19 protein-coding genes are annotated in these 18525 nt (G+C 30.0%); 6 read left to right on the forward strand and 13 right to left on the reverse strand.

Annotated features, from left to right (window positions below):
• Positions 1–169 precede the first annotated feature (169 nt).
• Positions 170–1069 carry an AraC family transcriptional regulator gene (locus BT151_RS08710; protein ID WP_072401410.1) on the forward strand — a complete coding sequence of 300 codons (900 nt, stop codon included), beginning with the start codon at positions 170–172 and terminating at the stop codon, positions 1067–1069.
• A gap of 10 nt (positions 1070–1079) precedes the next feature.
• Here BT151_RS08710 and BT151_RS08715 read toward each other — a convergent pair whose 3' ends face one another.
• The gene (locus BT151_RS08715; RefSeq protein WP_072401411.1) at positions 1080–2441 is read right to left on the reverse strand and encodes an alanine/glycine:cation symporter family protein; all 1362 of its coding nucleotides are present in this window, start codon (positions 2439–2441) and stop codon (positions 1080–1082) included.
• 100 nt (positions 2442–2541) lie between these two features.
• On the opposite strand from BT151_RS08715, the gene BT151_RS08720 reads away from it, so the two are divergent.
• Positions 2542–3630, forward strand: coding sequence for a heparan-alpha-glucosaminide N-acetyltransferase domain-containing protein (locus BT151_RS08720; protein ID WP_072401412.1), 1089 nt, complete (start codon positions 2542–2544; stop codon positions 3628–3630).
• A 211-nt stretch (positions 3631–3841) separates the two neighbouring features.
• Here the strand turns inward: BT151_RS08720 and BT151_RS08725 are convergent, their stop codons facing one another.
• Both BT151_RS08725 and pdxH read right to left on the reverse strand, forming a co-directional pair.
• Positions 3842–4339, reverse strand: a complete 498-nt coding sequence (locus tag BT151_RS08725) for a CAP domain-containing protein (RefSeq protein WP_072401413.1) — start codon at positions 4337–4339, stop codon at positions 3842–3844.
• A gap of 168 nt (positions 4340–4507) precedes the next feature.
• Entirely contained in the window at positions 4508–5155 is a 648-nt protein-coding gene (gene pdxH, locus BT151_RS08730; protein WP_072401414.1) for a pyridoxamine 5'-phosphate oxidase, read from the reverse strand.
• Positions 5156–5243: 88 nt separating this feature from the next.
• On the opposite strand from pdxH, the gene BT151_RS08735 reads away from it, so the two are divergent.
• A complete protein-coding gene (locus BT151_RS08735; protein WP_072402611.1) occupies positions 5244–5672 on the forward strand; it encodes a hypothetical protein in 429 nt (142 codons plus the stop codon).
• A gap of 94 nt (positions 5673–5766) precedes the next feature.
• Positions 5767–6180, forward strand: a complete 414-nt coding sequence (locus tag BT151_RS08740) for a hypothetical protein (RefSeq protein ID WP_072401415.1) — start codon at positions 5767–5769, stop codon at positions 6178–6180.
• Here BT151_RS08740 and BT151_RS08745 read toward each other — a convergent pair.
• From BT151_RS08745 to rpsA, 6 genes are all read right to left on the reverse strand, one after another.
• On the reverse strand, positions 6173–7081 hold the full coding sequence (locus BT151_RS08745) for a ribonuclease Z (RefSeq protein ID WP_072401416.1): 909 nt from the start codon (positions 7079–7081) through the stop codon (positions 6173–6175). The two genes, BT151_RS08740 and BT151_RS08745, sit on opposite strands and share 8 nt — an antisense overlap.
• Position 7082: 1 nt before the next feature.
• Complete coding sequence (locus BT151_RS08750) at positions 7083–7556, reverse strand: DUF3291 domain-containing protein (protein WP_072401417.1); 474 nt, start codon at positions 7554–7556, stop codon at positions 7083–7085.
• 1 nt (position 7557) lies between these two features.
• Positions 7558–7890: a ribonuclease Z gene (locus tag BT151_RS08755; RefSeq protein ID WP_072401418.1), complete on the reverse strand. Its 333-nt coding sequence runs from the start codon at positions 7888–7890 to the stop codon at positions 7558–7560.
• Positions 7891–7893: 3 nt separating this feature from the next.
• Positions 7894–8823, reverse strand: coding sequence for an aspartate carbamoyltransferase catalytic subunit (locus BT151_RS08760; RefSeq protein WP_072401419.1), 930 nt, complete (start codon positions 8821–8823; stop codon positions 7894–7896).
• Positions 8824–8831: 8 nt separating this feature from the next.
• A complete protein-coding gene (pyrR, locus tag BT151_RS08765; RefSeq protein WP_072401420.1) occupies positions 8832–9371 on the reverse strand; it encodes a bifunctional pyr operon transcriptional regulator/uracil phosphoribosyltransferase PyrR in 540 nt (179 codons plus the stop codon).
• 329 nt (positions 9372–9700) lie between these two features.
• A complete protein-coding gene (gene rpsA / locus BT151_RS08770) occupies positions 9701–11548 on the reverse strand; it encodes a 30S ribosomal protein S1 (RefSeq protein WP_072401421.1) in 1848 nt (615 codons plus the stop codon).
• A 345-nt stretch (positions 11549–11893) separates the two neighbouring features.
• Between rpsA and BT151_RS08775 the strand changes: the two genes are divergently transcribed.
• On the forward strand, positions 11894–12271 hold the full coding sequence (locus BT151_RS08775; RefSeq protein ID WP_072401422.1) for a LysM peptidoglycan-binding domain-containing protein: 378 nt from the start codon (positions 11894–11896) through the stop codon (positions 12269–12271).
• Between the two features lie 146 nt (positions 12272–12417).
• Here BT151_RS08775 and cmk read toward each other — a convergent pair whose 3' ends face one another.
• The 4 genes from cmk to BT151_RS08795 all read right to left on the reverse strand — a co-directional run bounded on the left by cmk (position 12418) and on the right by BT151_RS08795 (position 17531).
• Positions 12418–13113: a (d)CMP kinase gene (gene cmk, locus BT151_RS08780; RefSeq protein WP_072401423.1), complete on the reverse strand. Its 696-nt coding sequence runs from the start codon at positions 13111–13113 to the stop codon at positions 12418–12420.
• Positions 13114–13143: 30 nt separating this feature from the next.
• On the reverse strand, positions 13144–14163 hold the full coding sequence (porQ, locus tag BT151_RS08785) for a type IX secretion system protein PorQ (RefSeq protein WP_072401424.1): 1020 nt from the start codon (positions 14161–14163) through the stop codon (positions 13144–13146).
• 108 nt (positions 14164–14271) lie between these two features.
• Positions 14272–16722: an endopeptidase La gene (gene lon / locus BT151_RS08790; protein ID WP_072401425.1), complete on the reverse strand. Its 2451-nt coding sequence runs from the start codon at positions 16720–16722 to the stop codon at positions 14272–14274.
• Between the two features lie 173 nt (positions 16723–16895).
• Positions 16896–17531, reverse strand: coding sequence for a rhomboid family intramembrane serine protease (locus tag BT151_RS08795; protein WP_072401426.1), 636 nt, complete (start codon positions 17529–17531; stop codon positions 16896–16898).
• A gap of 62 nt (positions 17532–17593) precedes the next feature.
• On the opposite strand from BT151_RS08795, the gene BT151_RS08800 reads away from it, so the two are divergent.
• The gene (locus BT151_RS08800; RefSeq protein ID WP_072401427.1) at positions 17594–18472 is read left to right on the forward strand and encodes a lysophospholipid acyltransferase family protein; all 879 of its coding nucleotides are present in this window, start codon (positions 17594–17596) and stop codon (positions 18470–18472) included.
• The last annotated feature ends 53 nt before the right edge of the window (positions 18473–18525 follow it).

Raw genomic sequence — 18525 nt, forward strand, 5'->3', positions numbered from 1 at the left:
AATATACTTTAATGAATCGCAAAAAACCATTTGCTAGATTGCCACATTAATACAAAAAAAGCAAAAAGACATACTTAATCTTCATAAGTCAAGTTTTATAAACTTGTATTTTTTTCATTCTTTTTTGAAACCAATTTTTTAACTAACTTTAATCCTATTTTAAAATATTATGAGCAAAAATATTAATAGAGAAATCACACAATTAAAACCTGATGATTCTTTTTTTATAATTAAAAAAATAAAGAATGAATTTGATTTTCCTGTTCATTTTCATCCAGAATTTGAGCTTAATTTTATTCGTAATGGAAAAGGCATTCGTAGAATTGTAGGGAATAGCATGCAGGAGATGGATAATATGGAGTTGACTTTAATAGGCTCTAATTTAGAACATGGTTGGGAAACATATCACTGTGAAAATAATGAGATAAATGAAATAACTATTTTATTTCATGAATGGTTATTTAATGATAAATTATTTCGTTTAAAAACATTTAAACCTATAAAAAACCTGCTTGATAAAGCTAAAGAAGGTATCAATTTTTCAAAAGAAACGGCTTTAAAACTAATCCCAAAACTTGAAGCTTTTTCAAATAACAATAAAATAAGTGATTTTGCCGAATTACTTTCAATTTTAGAAGAACTGGCTCTTGCTGAAGATTTTAAATTACTATCTGATAATGACCATGAAGGCGGTAAATATGAAAATAGCAAAAAGCTAAAAAAAGTGAATGATTTTGTTCATAAAAATTATTATAATAAAATTTCGTTAACAGAGATTTCTAATCTTGTAAATATGAGTAAAAGTTCATTTAACAGATTTATTAAAGACCGAACAGGCAAGACTTTTATTAATTATACTAATGATGTTCGACTTATTTATGCTTCAAAATTTTTAATTGATAGCGATTTAACTATAAGTGAAATTAGCTACAAATGTGGGTATAACAACATTGCTAACTTTAATAGAGTGTTTAAAAAATCTAAAAACCAAACACCTTCAGAATATAGAAATACGTTTAAAAACATTAAACACTTTACACAAGACTTACAAGTGCATGGTAATAATTAAATCTTTTCTTTTATAAATTCATTCTACTTTTATATGCTTTTATTTCTTTAACCACTTTTGGTGCTAAAATAAGGGTTGCTAGCATGGTTGGAATTGCCATAAGTGCAAAAACACCATCAATTAAATTCAACATCATGCTAAATGGTGTTGTTGCTGCCAAAACAATACTTATAATATAAATATAATTATAGAAATACTTTTTATCTGCACCAATTAAAAATGCCATACATTTTGTACCATAATATGAATAAGAAAATAATGATGAGACACTAAAAATAAGCACACAAATCATTAGTAAATAGTTGCCATAAATTGGCATAGTATGACTAAAGGCTGAAGCTGTTAAACTAACACCATTATCACTTGTGGTTTCCCAAACACCTGTAACTAAAATAGCTAAAGCAGTTAATGTACATACTACTAAAGTATCAATTGCTGGACCAAGCATTGCTACTAAACCTTCTCGAATGGGTTCGTTTGTTTTTGCTGCACCATGTGCCATTGGAGCTGTACCAATACCTGCCTCGTTTGAAAATGCGCCACGACGAATTCCTAATAATATTAAAGCCCCTAATACACCTCCTAAAAAAGGTTCTCCTTTAAAGTTTTCTGCTGAAAAGGCATCTGTAAAAATCATTAAAAAATATTTTGGCAACATTTCATAATTAGAAATCAAAATAAATAAAACCAAAACAAAATATAATAAAACCATACTAGGCACCATTTTAGAAGCTGCATTACTAATGCGTTTTAATCCACCTAAAATAATTATAGATGTCGCGGCAACTAATACAAAAGCTAAAACAAGATTAGACTTCAACCCTACTTCCACACCGTTAGGAATTAATACAATATCGTTTATGGCTTGAGTTAGTTGGTTTACATTTACAACTGGTAAAGCACCTATCATTCCAAAAATACTAAACATAATTGCTAATGGTTTCCAGGATTTGCCTAAACCCTCAGTAATAAAATACATAGGACCGCCTTGTAATTCGCCAGCACTATCTTTACCTCGATACATTACAGCTAAAGTACAAGTGAAAAATTTTGTGGACATTCCTACAATAGCACTTACCCACATCCAAAACATAGCACCTGGTCCTCCAACTGAAATTGCTACAGCAACACCTGCTATATTACCCATACCTATTGTTGATGATAATGCTGTTGTTAGCGCTTTAAAATGACTTATCTCACCAGAATCATCTGGATTATCAAACTTACCACGCAACACTTGAATAGCATGACCTAAAAAACGAAACGGCAAAAATTTTGATAATATTAAGAGATAAAAACCACCTCCTATGAGTAAAATTACTAGAGGTAATCCCCAAGCATAATCGGAAAAGTCTTTAATAATTTGATTCATAAACTAATTGATAGTAGTAATTTTTTATAAATATATCACTTTACCAAGATTAATTTTTAATTATTTAAAAGTATATTTATCGCCGATAAACTAACTTATATTGCAACCTAACCGCTTATACTTTATTGATGCTTTAAGAGCATTTGCCATTTTAATGATGTTACAAGGTCATTTTATTGATACATTATTAAACCCTATTTACAGAGATAACACCAATGCCATTTACAACATCTGGACTTATTTTAGGGGGATAACAGCCCCAGTTTTTTTTACAATTTCTGGGTTAGTTTTTGCTTATTTACTATTACGTGCCTATGCTAAAGGCGATGATAAACCCCGAATTAAAAAAGGATTATTTAGAGGCTTATTACTCCTTGTTATTGGGTATAGTTTACGTGTTAATCTTAAAAGTTGGATAGATGGTTATTTTAGCCCCTACATTTTAGTTATTGATGTGCTTCAATGTATTGGTTTGGCTTTAATCTTACTTGTTTTTCTTCATATATTGTTTAGAAAACATAGTTATCTGTTTTCGGTAGTTCTTTTTAGTATTGGATGTTTGTGCTTTGTAACCGAACCTCTATACAGAACTTTAACTTTAGAAAACATTCCAAAATTTATTGCAAATTATATGACAAAAACCAATGGCTCTGTTTTCACTATACTGCCTTGGTTTGGATATTCTGCTTTTGGCGCTTTATTATCTACAGTTTTTTTCAGGCATGCACACAAAAGTCGTTTTAAAGTATTTACAATTATTTCATTTTTTATTTTAGGAAGTTTACTCATTTATCAATCATCATGGTTATTAATAAAACTATATGAAATTACTGATATTGAATTATTTGAAATGAGTGCCAAATTTAACTATCTATTTTCCAGACTTGGTAATGTGCTTGTTTTATTTGGAGTGTTTTATACTTTTGAGCGGTTTTTAAAGCAATCATTAATTGTTAAAATTGGAGAGAAAACATTATCCATTTATGTTATACATTTTATTTTACTTTACGGAAGTTTTACGGGCTACGGACTAAAACGCTTTTTTAATCAATCTTTAGATCCTACTGAAGCTATAATTGGAGCAATTTTATTTATGATTGTAGTTTGTATTATATCTTTTTATTATGCCAAAACAAACGCTTTTGTTTATAATTTAATACGAAAAATGACTGATAGATTTAAAAACTAATATAGTACAGTTCTCACTTCTTCCTAAAGCTAGTCCAACTATTTTATAGGACTATTAGTAACAAAAAAATCCCCTCAAAATTGAGAGGATTTTATACCTAAAGCTAAATTTAATAACAAAGTTATTAAAATAACCAGTTTAATTTTTTAATCGCTAAAAATCAGTAAATTAAAAAGGTTATATTGTGTATTGCTTTTAAATAAAAGCAATATTATTTTTTTATAAAGATATTGGTATAATACCATCTTCCATCTTCGCTTTTTTCAGCAGAAATATCAAAATTTGTATAATCGCCTTCTAAGTTCGCTTTATGAGATTCACTTTTTAACCAAGCATTCACAACTCCTTCTGCTGAACTATAACCAAATGCGACATTTTCAGATACTTTTTTAGCTCCAGCATTTTCTTTAAGGTAATTACTACGTGTATAAAAATTTGCATGAGATACTTCATGATTATCAACCATATAATCTGTATGACTAAAAGCAACAGATTTCACTATACTCATATCATTTAATGAATTTAATCCTACAGATAATCTATGATCATTAATAAGGTTTAGTATTTCTACTTCAATGTTTTTAGCTTCAAGAGTTACAAGGTTTAACTCAATAGCGTCTACTTTATCATCAATGCTGTCCGTAGAACAAGAAGAAAGCATCAAAATAGCTAACAGTGCCACTAATGGCAGTTTGGTAAATAACTTCATAGGTTAAGTTAAATTTAGATTTGGTTCTGTAAATCTAATTGGTCAACCCTGAAGTAAATGTTAATGATTTGTTAAAATCGATAAAGAACATGTCGTTAATCGATAACAATTGCTTTTAATCGTTGAAATACATGTTTTATAAAATAAAAAATGCATTTTGACGTTTTTTTATGGAGATAATCGATTAATTAACCAGTTATAATCTTCTTGTAAGGAATATCTAATTCTATCATGTAATCTATTAGGTCTACCTTGCCAAAATTCAATTTGAATTGGCTTAACAATGTAACCTCCCCAATGTGATGGTCTAGGTATTTCTTTACCTTCGTATTCTTTTTCTAATTTTGAGAGTTTATCTTCAATATATTGTCTGTCCTTTATAACATCACTTTGGTTAGAAACCAAAGCACCTAATTGGCTTCCACGAGGTCTAGATTCAAAATAACCATCACTTAAATTCTCAGCAATTTTCTCTGCTTTTCCTTTAATTATAATTTGTCTTTCTGCTCCATGCCAAAAAAAGGATAAACATACATTTGGGTTATTTTCTATAGCTTTTCCCTTTTCACTATTATAATTGGTATAAAATATAAACCCCTCATAAGTGAAACGTTTTAAAAGTACAATTCTATTTTTTGGGTAACCATCTAGCCCTAAAGTAGAAATTGTCATAGCATTGGTTTCTTCTTCAGCAAAAAAAGTATCAACCTCATAAAACCATTTTTGGAATAGTTCCATCGGGTTTTGTGATACTTCATTTAAAAGTAATTCACCTTTTTCGTAAGATTTTCTATAGTTACTTAAATCCTTTTCCATAATATACAAAATAACAAAAATTAATTATTTTTATTCAGAGTAATTATATAATAACTTTCATATGTTTGCGCCCCCTAAGAAAATAAATATGAAGTTTGAAGATTCTGAGTTCTTTAATAGCATAAAGCACTACAAATTACAAATGCCTTTTGGTAAATTCTACTTATGTGAAAAGTTTTTTATTTCCGAACTAAATGAAGGTATTCATTTTGATTGGAATATGATTGAAACTGTAATGGCAGAGTTAATTAGCTTTTACGGAAAAGATGCACAACTAGGTTACATCCCTAATCGAGTTAATTCCTATTCGGTAAACCCCAATCATTGGAACAAAGTGGATAAAGAGTTTAATATGATTATTGCAAGTGCAATAGTGATTTATAATCATATGACTTTGATGAATGCGACACTTGAAAAGCGGTTTTTTAAAAAAAGTCTAAAACGCTGTGATAGCTTAACACAAGCTATTACATGGATCTCTAATATAAAAGAACTTAAAAGCGAGCGCGTTTTCTAAATTTAAACAAATTATTAAATATATAAGTTATTTCTTATATTGCATCATATATTTTTATTACATAAAATTTATGTAATATTTTAGTTATTGATAAATGCAGTTTGAGAATTCCTCTTTAAGTAAAAAATATACTTATTCTCTAAAAAAGTTTGGTTTTGGAAAGTTATTCTTTTTAGAAAAAATAATAGTTGCAGAAATGAACTACGGAATACACTTTGACTGGGATAAAACCGAAATCATTACTAATAGCATTTTGCAACACTACGGTAAAAATTGCAAAGTTGGATATATTTCTAATAGAATAAACTCATATTCTTTCGAGCCAGATATTTGGAGTAAATTTTTTGAAAAATATAATTTTGTAGTTGCTAGCGCCTCTGTTTATTATTCAAAAATGACACTTATGAATGCTACCATAGAAAAGCAGTTTTCAAAAAGAAAAATAAAAATAACTAGCAGTCTTGAAGATGCTTTTGATTGGATTTTAAGTTTAAAAGAGCTTAGTTAAATTCAAATACTTTTCCATCGTCGCACAACTCAACGTTTTTAAAAACTTCTTGAGCTTCTTTTTTAAAAGCATTTAAATCGTCATAACGTGTAGAATAATGTCCAAGCAGTAATGTGCCTGCATTAGCTTTTTTAGCGATACAAGCAGCTTCTTTTGCTGTAGAGTGCTTAGTTTTTACAGCTAAATGTGCGTGTTTGTCTAAAAAAGTAGATTCATGATAAAGTACATCGGTACTTTCTATAATAGGAATAATATCTTCTTTATACATCGTATCACTACAAAACGCATAGCTTTTTGGTTTTTTACCCGCTTTGGTAACCGTTGCATTTTTTATAGTTTCCCCATTCTCATTAACAACATCAAAACCTTGTTTAAGTTTTCTATAATAGGCTATATCTATATTTGCTTTTTCTGCTGCTAAAACATTTAAACTACGCTCACCTTCTTTTTCCTTGAAAAGATACCCATTAGTGTAAACTCTATGATTTAATGGAATAGTATGAACTTCTACTTTATCATCTTCAAAAATTAATTCAGATTTATCTGAAGTCAATTCATGAAAAAATAAATTATAATTTGTCCATGAATCGGCTAATTTCATTTGTAGTGTAACAACTTCTTTAATCCCTTTTGGACCATAAACATGTAAATCTGTTTCGCGTGTTAATAATCTAAAAGTAGAAATTAAACCAACCAAACCAAAAAAATGATCGCCATGTAAATGAGATATAAAAATATGTTTAATACGATTAAACTTAATTTTATGCTTGCGTAACTGTACTTGAGTTCCCTCACCACAATCTATTAAAAACATGTGGTTATTAATTTCTAATACTTGCGAAGTTGTATTATTTAATGTTCGTGGAGTTGCACTATAACAGCCTAAAATTGAGAGCTTCATATTATTTATTAAGCGGTTTATAATTTAATGAATCCTTAACTGTGAATTTATTTTTAAATGTAAAAGCATATGGTGTATCACCATGAATACTCAAATAATCTAAATGGTTTTTAGCATCTTGGAAAGTAGGCTCATAACTTTCTGGCACGTACCAAAATGCCATGTGCATCATTTTTATTTTACTAAACCATTCCTTTTTACGTTTAAAAATTTCAACATGATCAGATTTGTAAGTATAATTGAAAAGAGAATCTAAATCTGCCCAAATAGACATATTTATAATTAAAGTATCATCTTTAAAAACACTAACAGCTTCATCCTTATCTTCGTCTTTTAATCTCCAAATAAACCCCTCACTAACATCAGCAATTCCATTTATTCTATCTAAATTATTAACAAAGTCTTGCATTATTGGATCATCCATTGGAGCTAACCTTTTGGCAATATTTACTTGTGCAAGATAGAATTTACTCATATTAAAATCCTAAATCACGTTCCATTTCTTCCATTTCAATAATATCGTAGGCCTCTTGCATAGTAGGTACTACAACAACTTCATCTGGAACAATATTTAAGTCAATTTTATCTGTTACAATTACAAAAGAATGTTTTGTAGCTCTGTGATTATTTGAAATTTCTAAAAACTCAATAATATCCTCTAGAACTAATTTCTTTAAAGTTGTTAAGGCAACTATAATGTTATTATTCTTAAATTTAGGATATAAGGTTTGTAGTTTTTTAACTAACTCTATAACCGTTGCTTTTTCTTGCGTGATTATAGATATATTTCCGTTTTGATCTAAAATCATAATCTACTGTTTAATTTTTGATGCTAATAAGTATATAACTGCCATTCTAATAGCTACTCCGTTTTGAACTTGGTCTAAAATTATGGATTGTTTAGAATCGGCCACATCACTAGTAATCTCCACACCTCTGTTTATTGGTCCTGGATGCATTATAGTGATTTCTTTATCTAATGAATCTAGTAATTCCCTATTCACACCAAACTGTTGTGTATACTCTCTTGTTGAAGGAAAATAACTAATATCCATACGTTCGTTTTGAACTCGTAACATATTTGCTACATCACACCAATTTAGTGCTTTATTTAAGTTTGTTTCAACTTTCACTCCAAGTTTATCAATATATTTTGGAATTAAAGTTTTTGGTCCACAAACCATAACTTGAGCGCCTTGAAGTTGTAGTGCAAAAATATTTGATAGAGCGACCCTACTGTGCAAAATATCTCCAACAATAACGACTTTCTTTCCTGCTACTTCACCTAGTTTTTCTCTTATTGAATAAGAATCTAAAAGCGCTTGTGTAGGATGCTCATGCGCGCCATCTCCTGCATTAATAATACTTGCTTTTACGTGTTTTGATAAAAATACGCCTGCACCAGGATTTGGGTGTCGCATGACTACCATATCTACCTTCATGGATAAGATATTGTTTACCGTATCTATTAAAGTCTCTCCTTTTTTTACTGAAGATTGTGCTGATGAAAAATTTATAACATCGGCAGATAATCGCTTTTCAGCTAACTCAAACGATAGTTTTGTTCTGGTAGAATTTTCAAAAAATAAGTTTGCGATGGTAATGTCTCTAAGCGAAGGCACTTTTTTAATTGGTCTATTAATCACTTCTTTAAAATGATCGGCAGTTTCAAAAATAAGTTGAATATCTTTTTTGTTAAGATATTTTATTCCTAATAAGTGATTGACACTTAATTCGCTCATTGTTTTATTTATTTTTCAATTAAATAAACTGAATCTTCATTATCGCGTTCTTTCCAGTTCACTTTTACTTTTTCGTTATTTATAACATCTACTTGTCTGCCTCTATAATTAGGCTGAATAGGTAAATGTCTACTAAAACGTCTATCTATTAAGGTTAGCAATTCTATCTCGTTTGGTCTTCCAAAAGATTGTATAGCTGTTAATGCAGCACGTATACTACGTCCTGTATGTAACACATCATCAATAAATACAATATTTTTATCTTCTACTAAAAAGTTGATTTTTGTAGTATTAGCTTCTAATGTTTTTTCACCTCGACGAAAATCATCTCTAAAAAAAGTGATATCTAAATGTCCTAATTTAATGTTTTTAACCTTGTAGTCTTCTTTTAATATTTTAGCTAATCTATCTGCTAAAAACACACCACGTGGTTGTAAACCAATTAAAACGGTATTAGAAAAGTCGTTATGTTTTTCAATAAGTTGACAAGCCAATCGGTGAAGAATGATGTTTACCTCTTTTGCGTTAAGTAAAACTTTTTGACTCATATACTATCCAAACGTATTTGGAGTACAAAGGTAAGTAAAATAGTTTGTTTATAAATAAAAAAAAGAAGCTTGGGGAAAGCTTCTTTTTTTACATAACTGTAGGTTAATTGTATACTTATATATTTTATTGTTTTTTGTGTCTTTGTGTTTTTTTCATTGGTATAAAAGTAATTTAAATCTTAAAAAAGAAATCTGTTTTTAGTTGAATACCAATAAAGTGTAGATGAATAAACAATATGTTTCTTTAAGTTTAATATTTATTCGTTTTAGATAACAAAAAAAGCCTTCCAAATTGGAAGGCTTTTAAATATTTAATGATTAGAAAATTACTATTTCTTAGCTTTAGTAGTTTTTCCGTCCATTTTATCTTTAAGAGCTTGTAAAGCATCATTAGCATCACCTAAAGTTGGTTTTGCTTCTGCTGCTGCAGTTGCTGCTTTTTTAACAGCTGCTTTTACATTGGCAACTTCTTCTGCTTTAAATATCGCAGTATGAGAAGCGACTACACGTTTAAATTCTTTATTGAATTCAATAATTTTAAACTCTGCACTATCTCCTTTTTTAAGTTTGCTTCCGTCTTCTTTTTCAAGGTGACGAGAAGGTACAAATGCAACGATATCTTCGTTAAATTCTACCGTAGCTCCTTTGTCAACTATTTCAGAAATTTCTGCAGTATGAACAGTTTCTAAAGCGAAATCAGTTTCATATTTATCCCAAGGATTTTCAGTAGTTTGTTTGTGACCTAAACTTAATTTACGTCCTTCAACATCTAATTCTAATACAATAACATCTAACTTATCTCCAACTGCACAAAACTCAGATGGATGTTTGATTTTCTTAGTCCAAGATAAATCTGAGATATAAATTAATCCGTCAATTCCTTCTTCTAATTCAACAAAAACACCAAAGTTTGTAAAGTTACGTACAACACCTGTGTGCTTAGAACCTAATGGATATTTAGTTGTAATATCTGTCCATGGATCTGCAGTTAATTGCTTGATACCAAGAGACATTTTACGATCTTCTCTATCTAAAGTTAAGATAACTGCTTCAACCTCATCTCCTACAGAAACGAAATCTTGAGCAGAACGTAAATGAGTTGACCAAGACATTTCAGAAACGTGAATTAAACCTTCAACTCCATCAGCTACTTCAATAAATGCACCGTAATCTGCGATTACAACTACTTTACCTTTTACTTTATCTCCTACTTTTACAGTATCAGCTAAAGCTTCCCATGGGTGTTTGCTTAATTGTTTAAGACCTAATTGGATTCTTGATTTGTTTTCATCAAAATCAAGGATTACAACATTTAATTTTTGATCTAATTCAACAATCTCATTTGGATGGTTGATACGAGACCAAGATAAATCTGTAATATGAACTAATCCATCAACGCCACCAAGATCAATAAATACACCGTAAGAAGTAATGTTTTTAACAACACCTTCTAGTACTTGACCTTTTTCTAATTGACCAATAATTTCTTTCTTTTGTTCTTCAATATCAGCTTCAATTAAAGCTTTATGAGAAACTACTACGTTTTTGAATTCGTGGTTGATTTTCACAACTTTAAATTCCATAGTTTTATTTACATACTGGTCGTAATCTCTAATTGGTTTAACATCAATTTGAGAACCTGGTAAAAATGCTTCAATTCCAAAAACATCTACAATCATACCACCTTTAGTTCTGCATTTTACAAAACCATTAACGATTTCTCCAGTTTCGTGTGCTTTATTAACACGATCCCATGCTTTAATTACACGTGCTTTTCTGTGAGATAATACTAATTGTCCTGTTGCATCTTCACGAACATCAATTAATACTTCTACTTTGTCTCCAACTTTTAAGTCTGGATTGTAACGAAATTCGTTTAAAGAAATAACACCTTCAGATTTAGCGTTGATATCTATAATAGCATCTCTATCAGAAATGTGTACTACAGTACCAGTTACTACTTCATCATCAAGAGTGTCAACGAAATTTTCAGCTACTAATTTTTCAAATTCTTTAAGTTGTTGATCATCTACCTCATCAATACCTTCTTGGTAATTGTGCCAGTTAAAATCACTTAAGAATTTTTCAGGGTTTGCTTTCGCTTCAGATACTACTGGAGCGTCTACTGTTGTAGCATCAGTTGCTTCAACTTCAGCTTGGTTTGCTTTTTCAGCCATTTAAAATAAATATTTAATATAATTCACATTCCATAATTAATGAAAAAATCAATTATATCAAGTTTTGTATTCTGTATACTTCGGAAGACTTAAGCGATTAATACACAGAAGTGTTATTGTTTTTTTTAGTTTCATTTCCTTTTATCTTTCCGACGATTCGCTAAAAGGAGTGCAAAAATACATATTTTTACTATAATTACCTAAAAATGAATGAATAAATTACTTGGTTTTTAATGAGTTTTAAATGAGTTTTAAATCAAAAATGTAAAGTAATTATTTTCTTTCAATGAAATTAAATATTTTACTATATTGTAAACAATAAATTAATTATAAAAATTAAACAAAATGGTTAAAGAAAAATATCAACCAGTATTAGATTTAGGTGAAAAGCTTAATATTCAAAATGGAGAAGTAAGCGTTGATAATGGTGTTCTAAAAGTAAAAGGTACAGCCAAAACACAGTATGAAAAAAATATTATTTGGGATAAAATAAAAGAAATAGGTGGTGATCATCCTGCTGATATTAAAGCAAATATTACGGTGGCAGATGAAAGTGTTTATGCAAGACATACCGTTAAAAGTGGAGAAACTTTGGGTAAAATTGCTATTCAATATTATGGTAAAGCTTCTAAATATCAAGACATATTTAAAGCAAACTCTGACATATTGAAAAACCCTGATGTTATACATCAAGATCAAGAATTAATTATTCCTAACTTGTAGGAATTTAAAATATTTTAAAACCAAAAAGCGAACCCGTATTAAGGTTCGCTTTTTTATTACTTTTTTTAAGTTGCGCAGCTACTTAAAAATATTTTGAATTAGAATTAAACATATTGTATCACTACGTTCTCAATGATGCAATATCATTATTCACAATCCTCAATAGTCATTTTTACTAGTTGAAGAATTTTATTGAATTGTTCATCTAAAGTCATATTTGAATTATCAATTTCAATAGCATCATCTGCCTTAACTAAAGGAGAGTCTTCTCTATTTGAATCAATAAAGTCACGTTCTTTTACGTTGTTTAAAACAGCATCATAATCTACGTCATCACCTCTTTCAATAAGCTCTTGATAACGTCTTTCTGCTCTAGTATCTGCAGAAGCAGTCATAAATAATTTAAGTTCTGCATCTGGAAAAACAACCGTACCAATGTCTCTTCCATCCATTACCACACCTTTATCTTTTCCCATTTTTTGTTGTTGTTCAACTAGTTTATGGCGAACTTCTGAAATTGTGGCCACTTGACTAACATAACCAGAAACCTCAAGTGTACGAATTTCATTTTCAATATTTACATCGTTTAAATACACTTCAGCAAACCCTAAAGATTCATTAAACTTAAAACTTATTTCAATATTTGACAATTGGTAAATTAGTGCTTCAGCATTAAAATCAATCTTATTAATTAATCCATTTTGCATTGCATAAAACGTTACAGCTCTATACATAGCTCCAGTATCTACATACACATAACCCAAATGTTTTGCGAGTTGTTTTGCAACAGTACTTTTACCTGTTGATGAGAATCCGTCTATTGCAATAGTAATTTTATTCATAAAATATTTTGAAGCAACAAAAATAGGTATTTATTGTAAATCTATTTGTAAACCGAAGAAGTTTGAATTGGCTGCACTGGTATATTTTGCATGAGTATAGCTAAATCGCATTTTATTCATTTTAATTGAAATACCTGCCGAAAGTCCAGAAAAATTGCGCTGATCCAATATTCTTAACTCTTCTCCCCTACGGAAATTATAACCCAAACGGATATTAAAACCACCTTCTGGAAATATTTCTGCTCCAACAATGGTATGTCTTATAACTTGACCCAGAAAACCCACTTTTTCGTTGGATTGATTTCCACTTAAGTCACTTGTATTACGCGCAGGATTTGGTCTTGAAATTGGCCATTGTTGTAAATTCTCTAAAGTAACATGCCAGCGAATTGGTACATTTTCTAAGCGTTGAGACATTCCAAAAGCGACTTCAAATGGCAAATGCTCTTTAAGTCCTGCATAAGTAGTTATTTGGGTTCCAAAATTTCTAACTACTAGTGCCGCGTTAAAATCTAAATAATCATTAACGTATATTAATCCTAAATCTGTGGCAGCACCAAAAGAACTGTATTGTTCTAATTTAGAGGTTATTAATTTGATATTACCACCAAAGTAAAAATCTGAATATCCTATTTGTGTGGCATATCCAAAGGACAATGCTGTTTCATTTCCAGTAAAAGATCCTGTAGAATTACCAGCCTCATCATAACCATCAAATGAGCCATAATTTATATACGTAACTCCTGCATGAAATGTTTGAGTGTGCCTATCAATAGTATAAGCATATGATGCTGTACCATAACCTATGCCTCCTAAGTAACTTGTATAATTTATGGCTAACTGATTATCCATTTCAGCATTTATAGTTGCTGGATTAAAGAGCGCTTGTGTAACATCATAATCTACATTTGTAAAAACCTTTCCTCCTAAAGCGGCTTGACGAGGTGACGACACTAAGTTTAAAAACTGATAGGTAGTCTCACCTCCTACTTGAGCAAAGGACAGAGCAGTAAGAAACAAACAAAAAAATAAGATAATTTTCCTTAGCATATTTACGACACAAAGTAAGTAAATCTATCTTAAAACGATAGCATGTATCTTTTATTTTAAATCATAAAAAAACCTCGATTAGCATCGAGGTTTAAAAGTTTATAATAATTATATCTTTTTAGGATTTTTAACCTTTTGATTTGTAAGTGCTAATTTAATAACATCACTCATCTCCGAAACGTAATGAAATGTTAAACCTTTTAAATATTCAGGTTTAATTTCTTCAATATCTCTCCTATTCTCTTCACACAATAAAATCTCTTTTATTCTAGCACGTTTTGCTGCTAAAATCTTTTCTTTTATTCCACCAACAGGAAGCACTTTTCCTCGGAGTGTAATTTCACCAGTCATGGCTAAACTTTTCTTTACTTTACGTTGTGTAAATAAAGATACTAAAGAGGTTAACATGGTTACACCTGCACTTGGTCCATCTTTAGGTGTTGCGCCTTCTGGCACGTGAATATGCACATTATAATTATCAAAAACGGTAGGATTTACACCAAATTCATCAGCATTAGATTTAATATACTCCATAGCAATTGTAGCAGATTCCTTCATGACCTTACCAAGATTCCCAGTAATTGTCATTGCCCCTTTTCCTTTAGAAAGAATAGACTCTATAAATAGAATATCTCCACCAACACGTGTCCAAGCTAAACCAGTCACTACTCCAGCTACATTGTTATTTTCATATTTATCGCGCTCTAATTTTGGTCCGCCTAAAACTTCAATAATATTCTCATTAGATATTTTGATGTTATAATCTTCTTCCATAGCTATATTTTTGGCTGCGTAACGCACCATTTTCGCTATTTGCTTTTCAAGACCACGAACACCAGATTCACGCGTGTAACCTTCAACTATTTTTTCTAATTGTGGTTTATCAATTTTTAAATGCTTAGCTGTTAAACCATGCTCTTTTAATTGTTTTGGTAGTAAATGACGTTTTGCAATCTCTACCTTTTCTTCAATCGTATAACCCGTAACATTAATAATTTCCATACGGTCTAACAATGCAGGTTGTATGGTTGATAAACTATTTGAAGTAGCTATAAACATAACTTTAGAAAGGTCGTAACCCATTTCTAAGAAGTTATCGTAAAACTCACTATTTTGCTCTGGATCTAAAACTTCTAACATTGCAGATGATGGATCGCCTTGATGTGAATTTGATAGTTTATCAATTTCATCTAAAACAAAAACAGGATTTGATGTTCCTGCCTTTTTTAGACTTTGAATAATACGCCCTGGCATAGCACCAATGTAAGTTTTTCTATGTCCGCGTATTTCGGCTTCATCTCTTAATCCCCCTAAAGAAATACGAACATATTCTCTACCTAAAGCTTCTGCTATTGACTTTCCTAAAGAGGTTTTACCAACTCCTGGAGGTCCATACAAACATAAAATAGGCGACTTCATATCGTTACGAAGTTTTAAAACGGCTAAATATTCTATAATTCTGCGTTTTACATCTTCTAACCCAAAATGATCTCTATCTAAGATTTTCATGGCGCGTTTTAAGTCGAATTTATCTTTGCTAAATTCATTCCATGGTAAATCTAAAAATAACTCTAAATAGTTACGCTGTATAGAATATTCTGCCACCTGCGGATTCATACGTTGCATTTTAGAAAGCTCTTTATCAAAATGCTTCGCTATTTTTTCATCCCAAAGTTTTTCGCTTGCTTTGGTTCTCATTTCATCAATTTCCTCATCGTGATTCACACCACCCAATTCTTCTTGAATGGTTTTCATTTGTTGATGCAAGAAATACTCACGCTGTTGCTGACTCATATCCATTTGAACTCTAGACTGGATATCATTTTTAAGTTCTAACTTTTGAAACTCAACATTCATGAATTTTAACGTCGCTAAAGCACGCTTTTTTAGGTCATCAATTTCTAATAGTGCTTGCTTTTCTGCTACCGCTAAATTCATGTTTGAAGACACAAAATTCACTAAAAACGAATTGCTTTCAATATTTTTTATAGCAAATGATGCTTCGCTAGGAATGTTTGGACTTTCTTTAATAATCTCTAACGCTAAGTCTTTAATAGAGTCTATAATTGCTGTAAACTCTTTATTTTTTACAGCTGGTTTAGCTTCAGGAATATCTCTAATAGTAGCAGTCATATAAGGCTCTTCAGTAAGTACCTCAGCTACTTTAAATCGTTTTTTCCCTTGGATAATAACTGTTACATTACCATCTGGCATTTTTAAAACACGTAGAATTTTAGCAACTGTACCTGTTTCGTGTATTTCTTTAGAGGTTGGATTTTCAACCGATTCATCTTTTTGAGCTACAACACCAATTACTTTTCCACCTTTATTGGCATCGTTTATTAGTTTAATAGATTTATCTCTACCTGCTGTAATTGGAATAACTACACCTGGAAACAACACCGTATTTCTTAAAGATAATATTGGTAAAGTTTCAGGAAGTTTTTCATTGTTTATTGCTTCTTCATCTTCAGGGGTCATTAAAGGAATTAATTCTGAGTTTTCATCAAAATCCTGTAATGACAAACTGTCAAGACTAATAAAATTAGATTTCTTCATATATATATTTAGGTCAATCTGTCATTAAAACAAAATCGATCATTTATTTCATTTAATTAACAAAAATTTAAAATATTGAATACCAGAGACTTAAATAAAAATCTACATATTCAACACTTACATAATTTCAATAGCTATGCCAATTATTAAAATTGAGATGTTATTTTAAGATATTACATCTTCCCAAATTTCCTCAAAGCAAATAATAAAATAATGGGAATTGCTAATAAACCAATCATTAATAAATTAGTTTCAAATAGCCATGGAGAAAGTATTAAAGTAATTAAGTAACCACCAATAGCACCACCAAAATGCGCGTCATGACCAATGTTTCCTATTTTGTTTTTCATACCGTAAATAGAATACAATAAATACCCTATTCCAAAAACAAATCCAGGTATAAAGAAATTAATTTCCATCCAAGGGTCAAATAATATAGCTGAGTAAATCACACCCATAACAGCTCCACTAGCTCCCACAGCACTATAATGATATTCCCTTTTGTGAAAATAAAGTGATAATAAATTACCCACAAATAAACTTCCTACATATATTAATAAAAAACCTGTGGTACCTACTTCATAAATAACTTGACCTGAAAAAAAATAAAGCGTTATCATATTAAACAAAAGATGCTGCATATCAACATGTAAAAAACCAGAACTAAACATTCTTATCTTTTCACCCCGTTGTACACCTCCTACATGAAACTTGTATTTATCGAAAAAACTATAATCACCAAATCCTTTATAAGATATGATAACATTTGCTGCTATTATAATAATGGTTATTAAGTCTAATTTGCCCATGCGGTGTAAACGTTTAAAATGAAATTAACATATATTTGCCACTACAAATCTAAAATTAATTAATGCAATTTCTAATTTATATTCTTGTTTATCCTTTTTTATGGATTATTTCTATATTACCTTTTAGATTGTTATACCTGTTTTCTGATGGGGTTTACATTTTACTTTACCATATTATTGGCTACAGAAAAAAGGTGGTTACTAGTAATTTAAAGCTTGTTTTTCCTGATAAGACTGAAAAAGAAATAACTAGTATTCAAAAAAAATTCTACAAACATTTATGTGATATGTTTTTAGAAATGGCAAAGACTATGACAATTTCTAAAGCATCATTAGATAAGCGTTTTAAACTTAAAAACCCTGAAGAACTTAAACGTTTAGAATCCTTAAATAAAAGCATCATTTTAATGTATGCACATTATGCTAGTTGGGAATGGTCTATAGCAATACAGAACCATATAAACATTAAGGGATTAGGGATTTATAAAAAACTCGCAAACAAACATTTTGATAAATTAGCCAGAGATATTCGTTCTAAATTTAATACTAAATTAATTAGCACAAAAGAAGCTATAAGTGAAATTAATAAATATGAAGCAAAAGGAGAAAAGAGTATTACAGCTTTTATAAGTGATCAATCTCCTAGGCTAACCAAAGAGGTTTATTGGGGTAATTTTATGGGAATTGAAACTCCTTGTTTTACTGGTGCTGAACGTTTAGCAAAAAAATTAAATCTTTCCGTTGCTTATTTAAAAGTAACTAAAATAAAGCGTGGTTTTTATGAAGGTGAAATTATGACACTTGCTGAAAACCCGAAAGATCACAAAAACTACGATATAACCGATATGTTTTTACGTGAAGTTGAAAAACAAATTTACGAAGCTCCTGAATATTATTTTTGGACACATAAACGTTGGAAGCATATTAAAAAAAATAGTTAAGCAATACTAAATTATCATAGATTGCTTAACTATTACTTTAATGTTTCGTTACT

Source organism: Flaviramulus basaltis (assembly GCF_900114265.1).
Taxonomy (GTDB): domain Bacteria; phylum Bacteroidota; class Bacteroidia; order Flavobacteriales; family Flavobacteriaceae; genus Flaviramulus; species Flaviramulus basaltis.

Excerpts from the sequence above, each read along its gene's own strand:
- BT151_RS08760 (WP_072401419.1), bottom strand. The coding sequence starts at position 8,823 with ATGAGCGAATTAAGTGTCAATCACTTATTAGGAATAAAATATCTTAAC.
- rpsA (WP_072401421.1), bottom strand. The coding sequence starts at position 11,548 with ATGGCTGAAAAAGCAAACCAAGCTGAAGTTGAAGCAACTGATGCTACA.
- BT151_RS08795 (WP_072401426.1), bottom strand. The coding sequence starts at position 17,531 with ATGGGCAAATTAGACTTAATAACCATTATTATAATAGCAGCAAATGTT.
- BT151_RS08710 (WP_072401410.1), top strand. The coding sequence starts at position 170 with ATGAGCAAAAATATTAATAGAGAAATCACACAATTAAAACCTGATGAT.
- pyrR (WP_072401420.1), bottom strand. The coding sequence starts at position 9,371 with ATGAGTCAAAAAGTTTTACTTAACGCAAAAGAGGTAAACATCATTCTT.
- lon (WP_072401425.1), bottom strand. The coding sequence starts at position 16,722 with ATGAAGAAATCTAATTTTATTAGTCTTGACAGTTTGTCATTACAGGAT.
- cmk (WP_072401423.1), bottom strand. The coding sequence starts at position 13,113 with ATGAATAAAATTACTATTGCAATAGACGGATTCTCATCAACAGGTAAA.
- BT151_RS08755 (WP_072401418.1), bottom strand. The coding sequence starts at position 7,890 with ATGATTTTAGATCAAAACGGAAATATATCTATAATCACGCAAGAAAAA.
- BT151_RS08745 (WP_072401416.1), bottom strand. The coding sequence starts at position 7,081 with ATGAAGCTCTCAATTTTAGGCTGTTATAGTGCAACTCCACGAACATTA.
- BT151_RS08750 (WP_072401417.1), bottom strand. The coding sequence starts at position 7,556 with ATGAGTAAATTCTATCTTGCACAAGTAAATATTGCCAAAAGGTTAGCT.
- BT151_RS08715 (WP_072401411.1), bottom strand. The coding sequence starts at position 2,441 with ATGAATCAAATTATTAAAGACTTTTCCGATTATGCTTGGGGATTACCT.
- BT151_RS08740 (WP_072401415.1), top strand. The coding sequence starts at position 5,767 with ATGCAGTTTGAGAATTCCTCTTTAAGTAAAAAATATACTTATTCTCTA.
- pdxH (WP_072401414.1), bottom strand. The coding sequence starts at position 5,155 with ATGGAAAAGGATTTAAGTAACTATAGAAAATCTTACGAAAAAGGTGAA.
- BT151_RS08725 (WP_072401413.1), bottom strand. The coding sequence starts at position 4,339 with ATGAAGTTATTTACCAAACTGCCATTAGTGGCACTGTTAGCTATTTTG.
- porQ (WP_072401424.1), bottom strand. The coding sequence starts at position 14,163 with ATGCTAAGGAAAATTATCTTATTTTTTTGTTTGTTTCTTACTGCTCTG.
- BT151_RS08800 (WP_072401427.1), top strand. The coding sequence starts at position 17,594 with ATGCAATTTCTAATTTATATTCTTGTTTATCCTTTTTTATGGATTATT.
- BT151_RS08775 (WP_072401422.1), top strand. The coding sequence starts at position 11,894 with ATGGTTAAAGAAAAATATCAACCAGTATTAGATTTAGGTGAAAAGCTT.
- BT151_RS08735 (WP_072402611.1), top strand. The coding sequence starts at position 5,244 with ATGAAGTTTGAAGATTCTGAGTTCTTTAATAGCATAAAGCACTACAAA.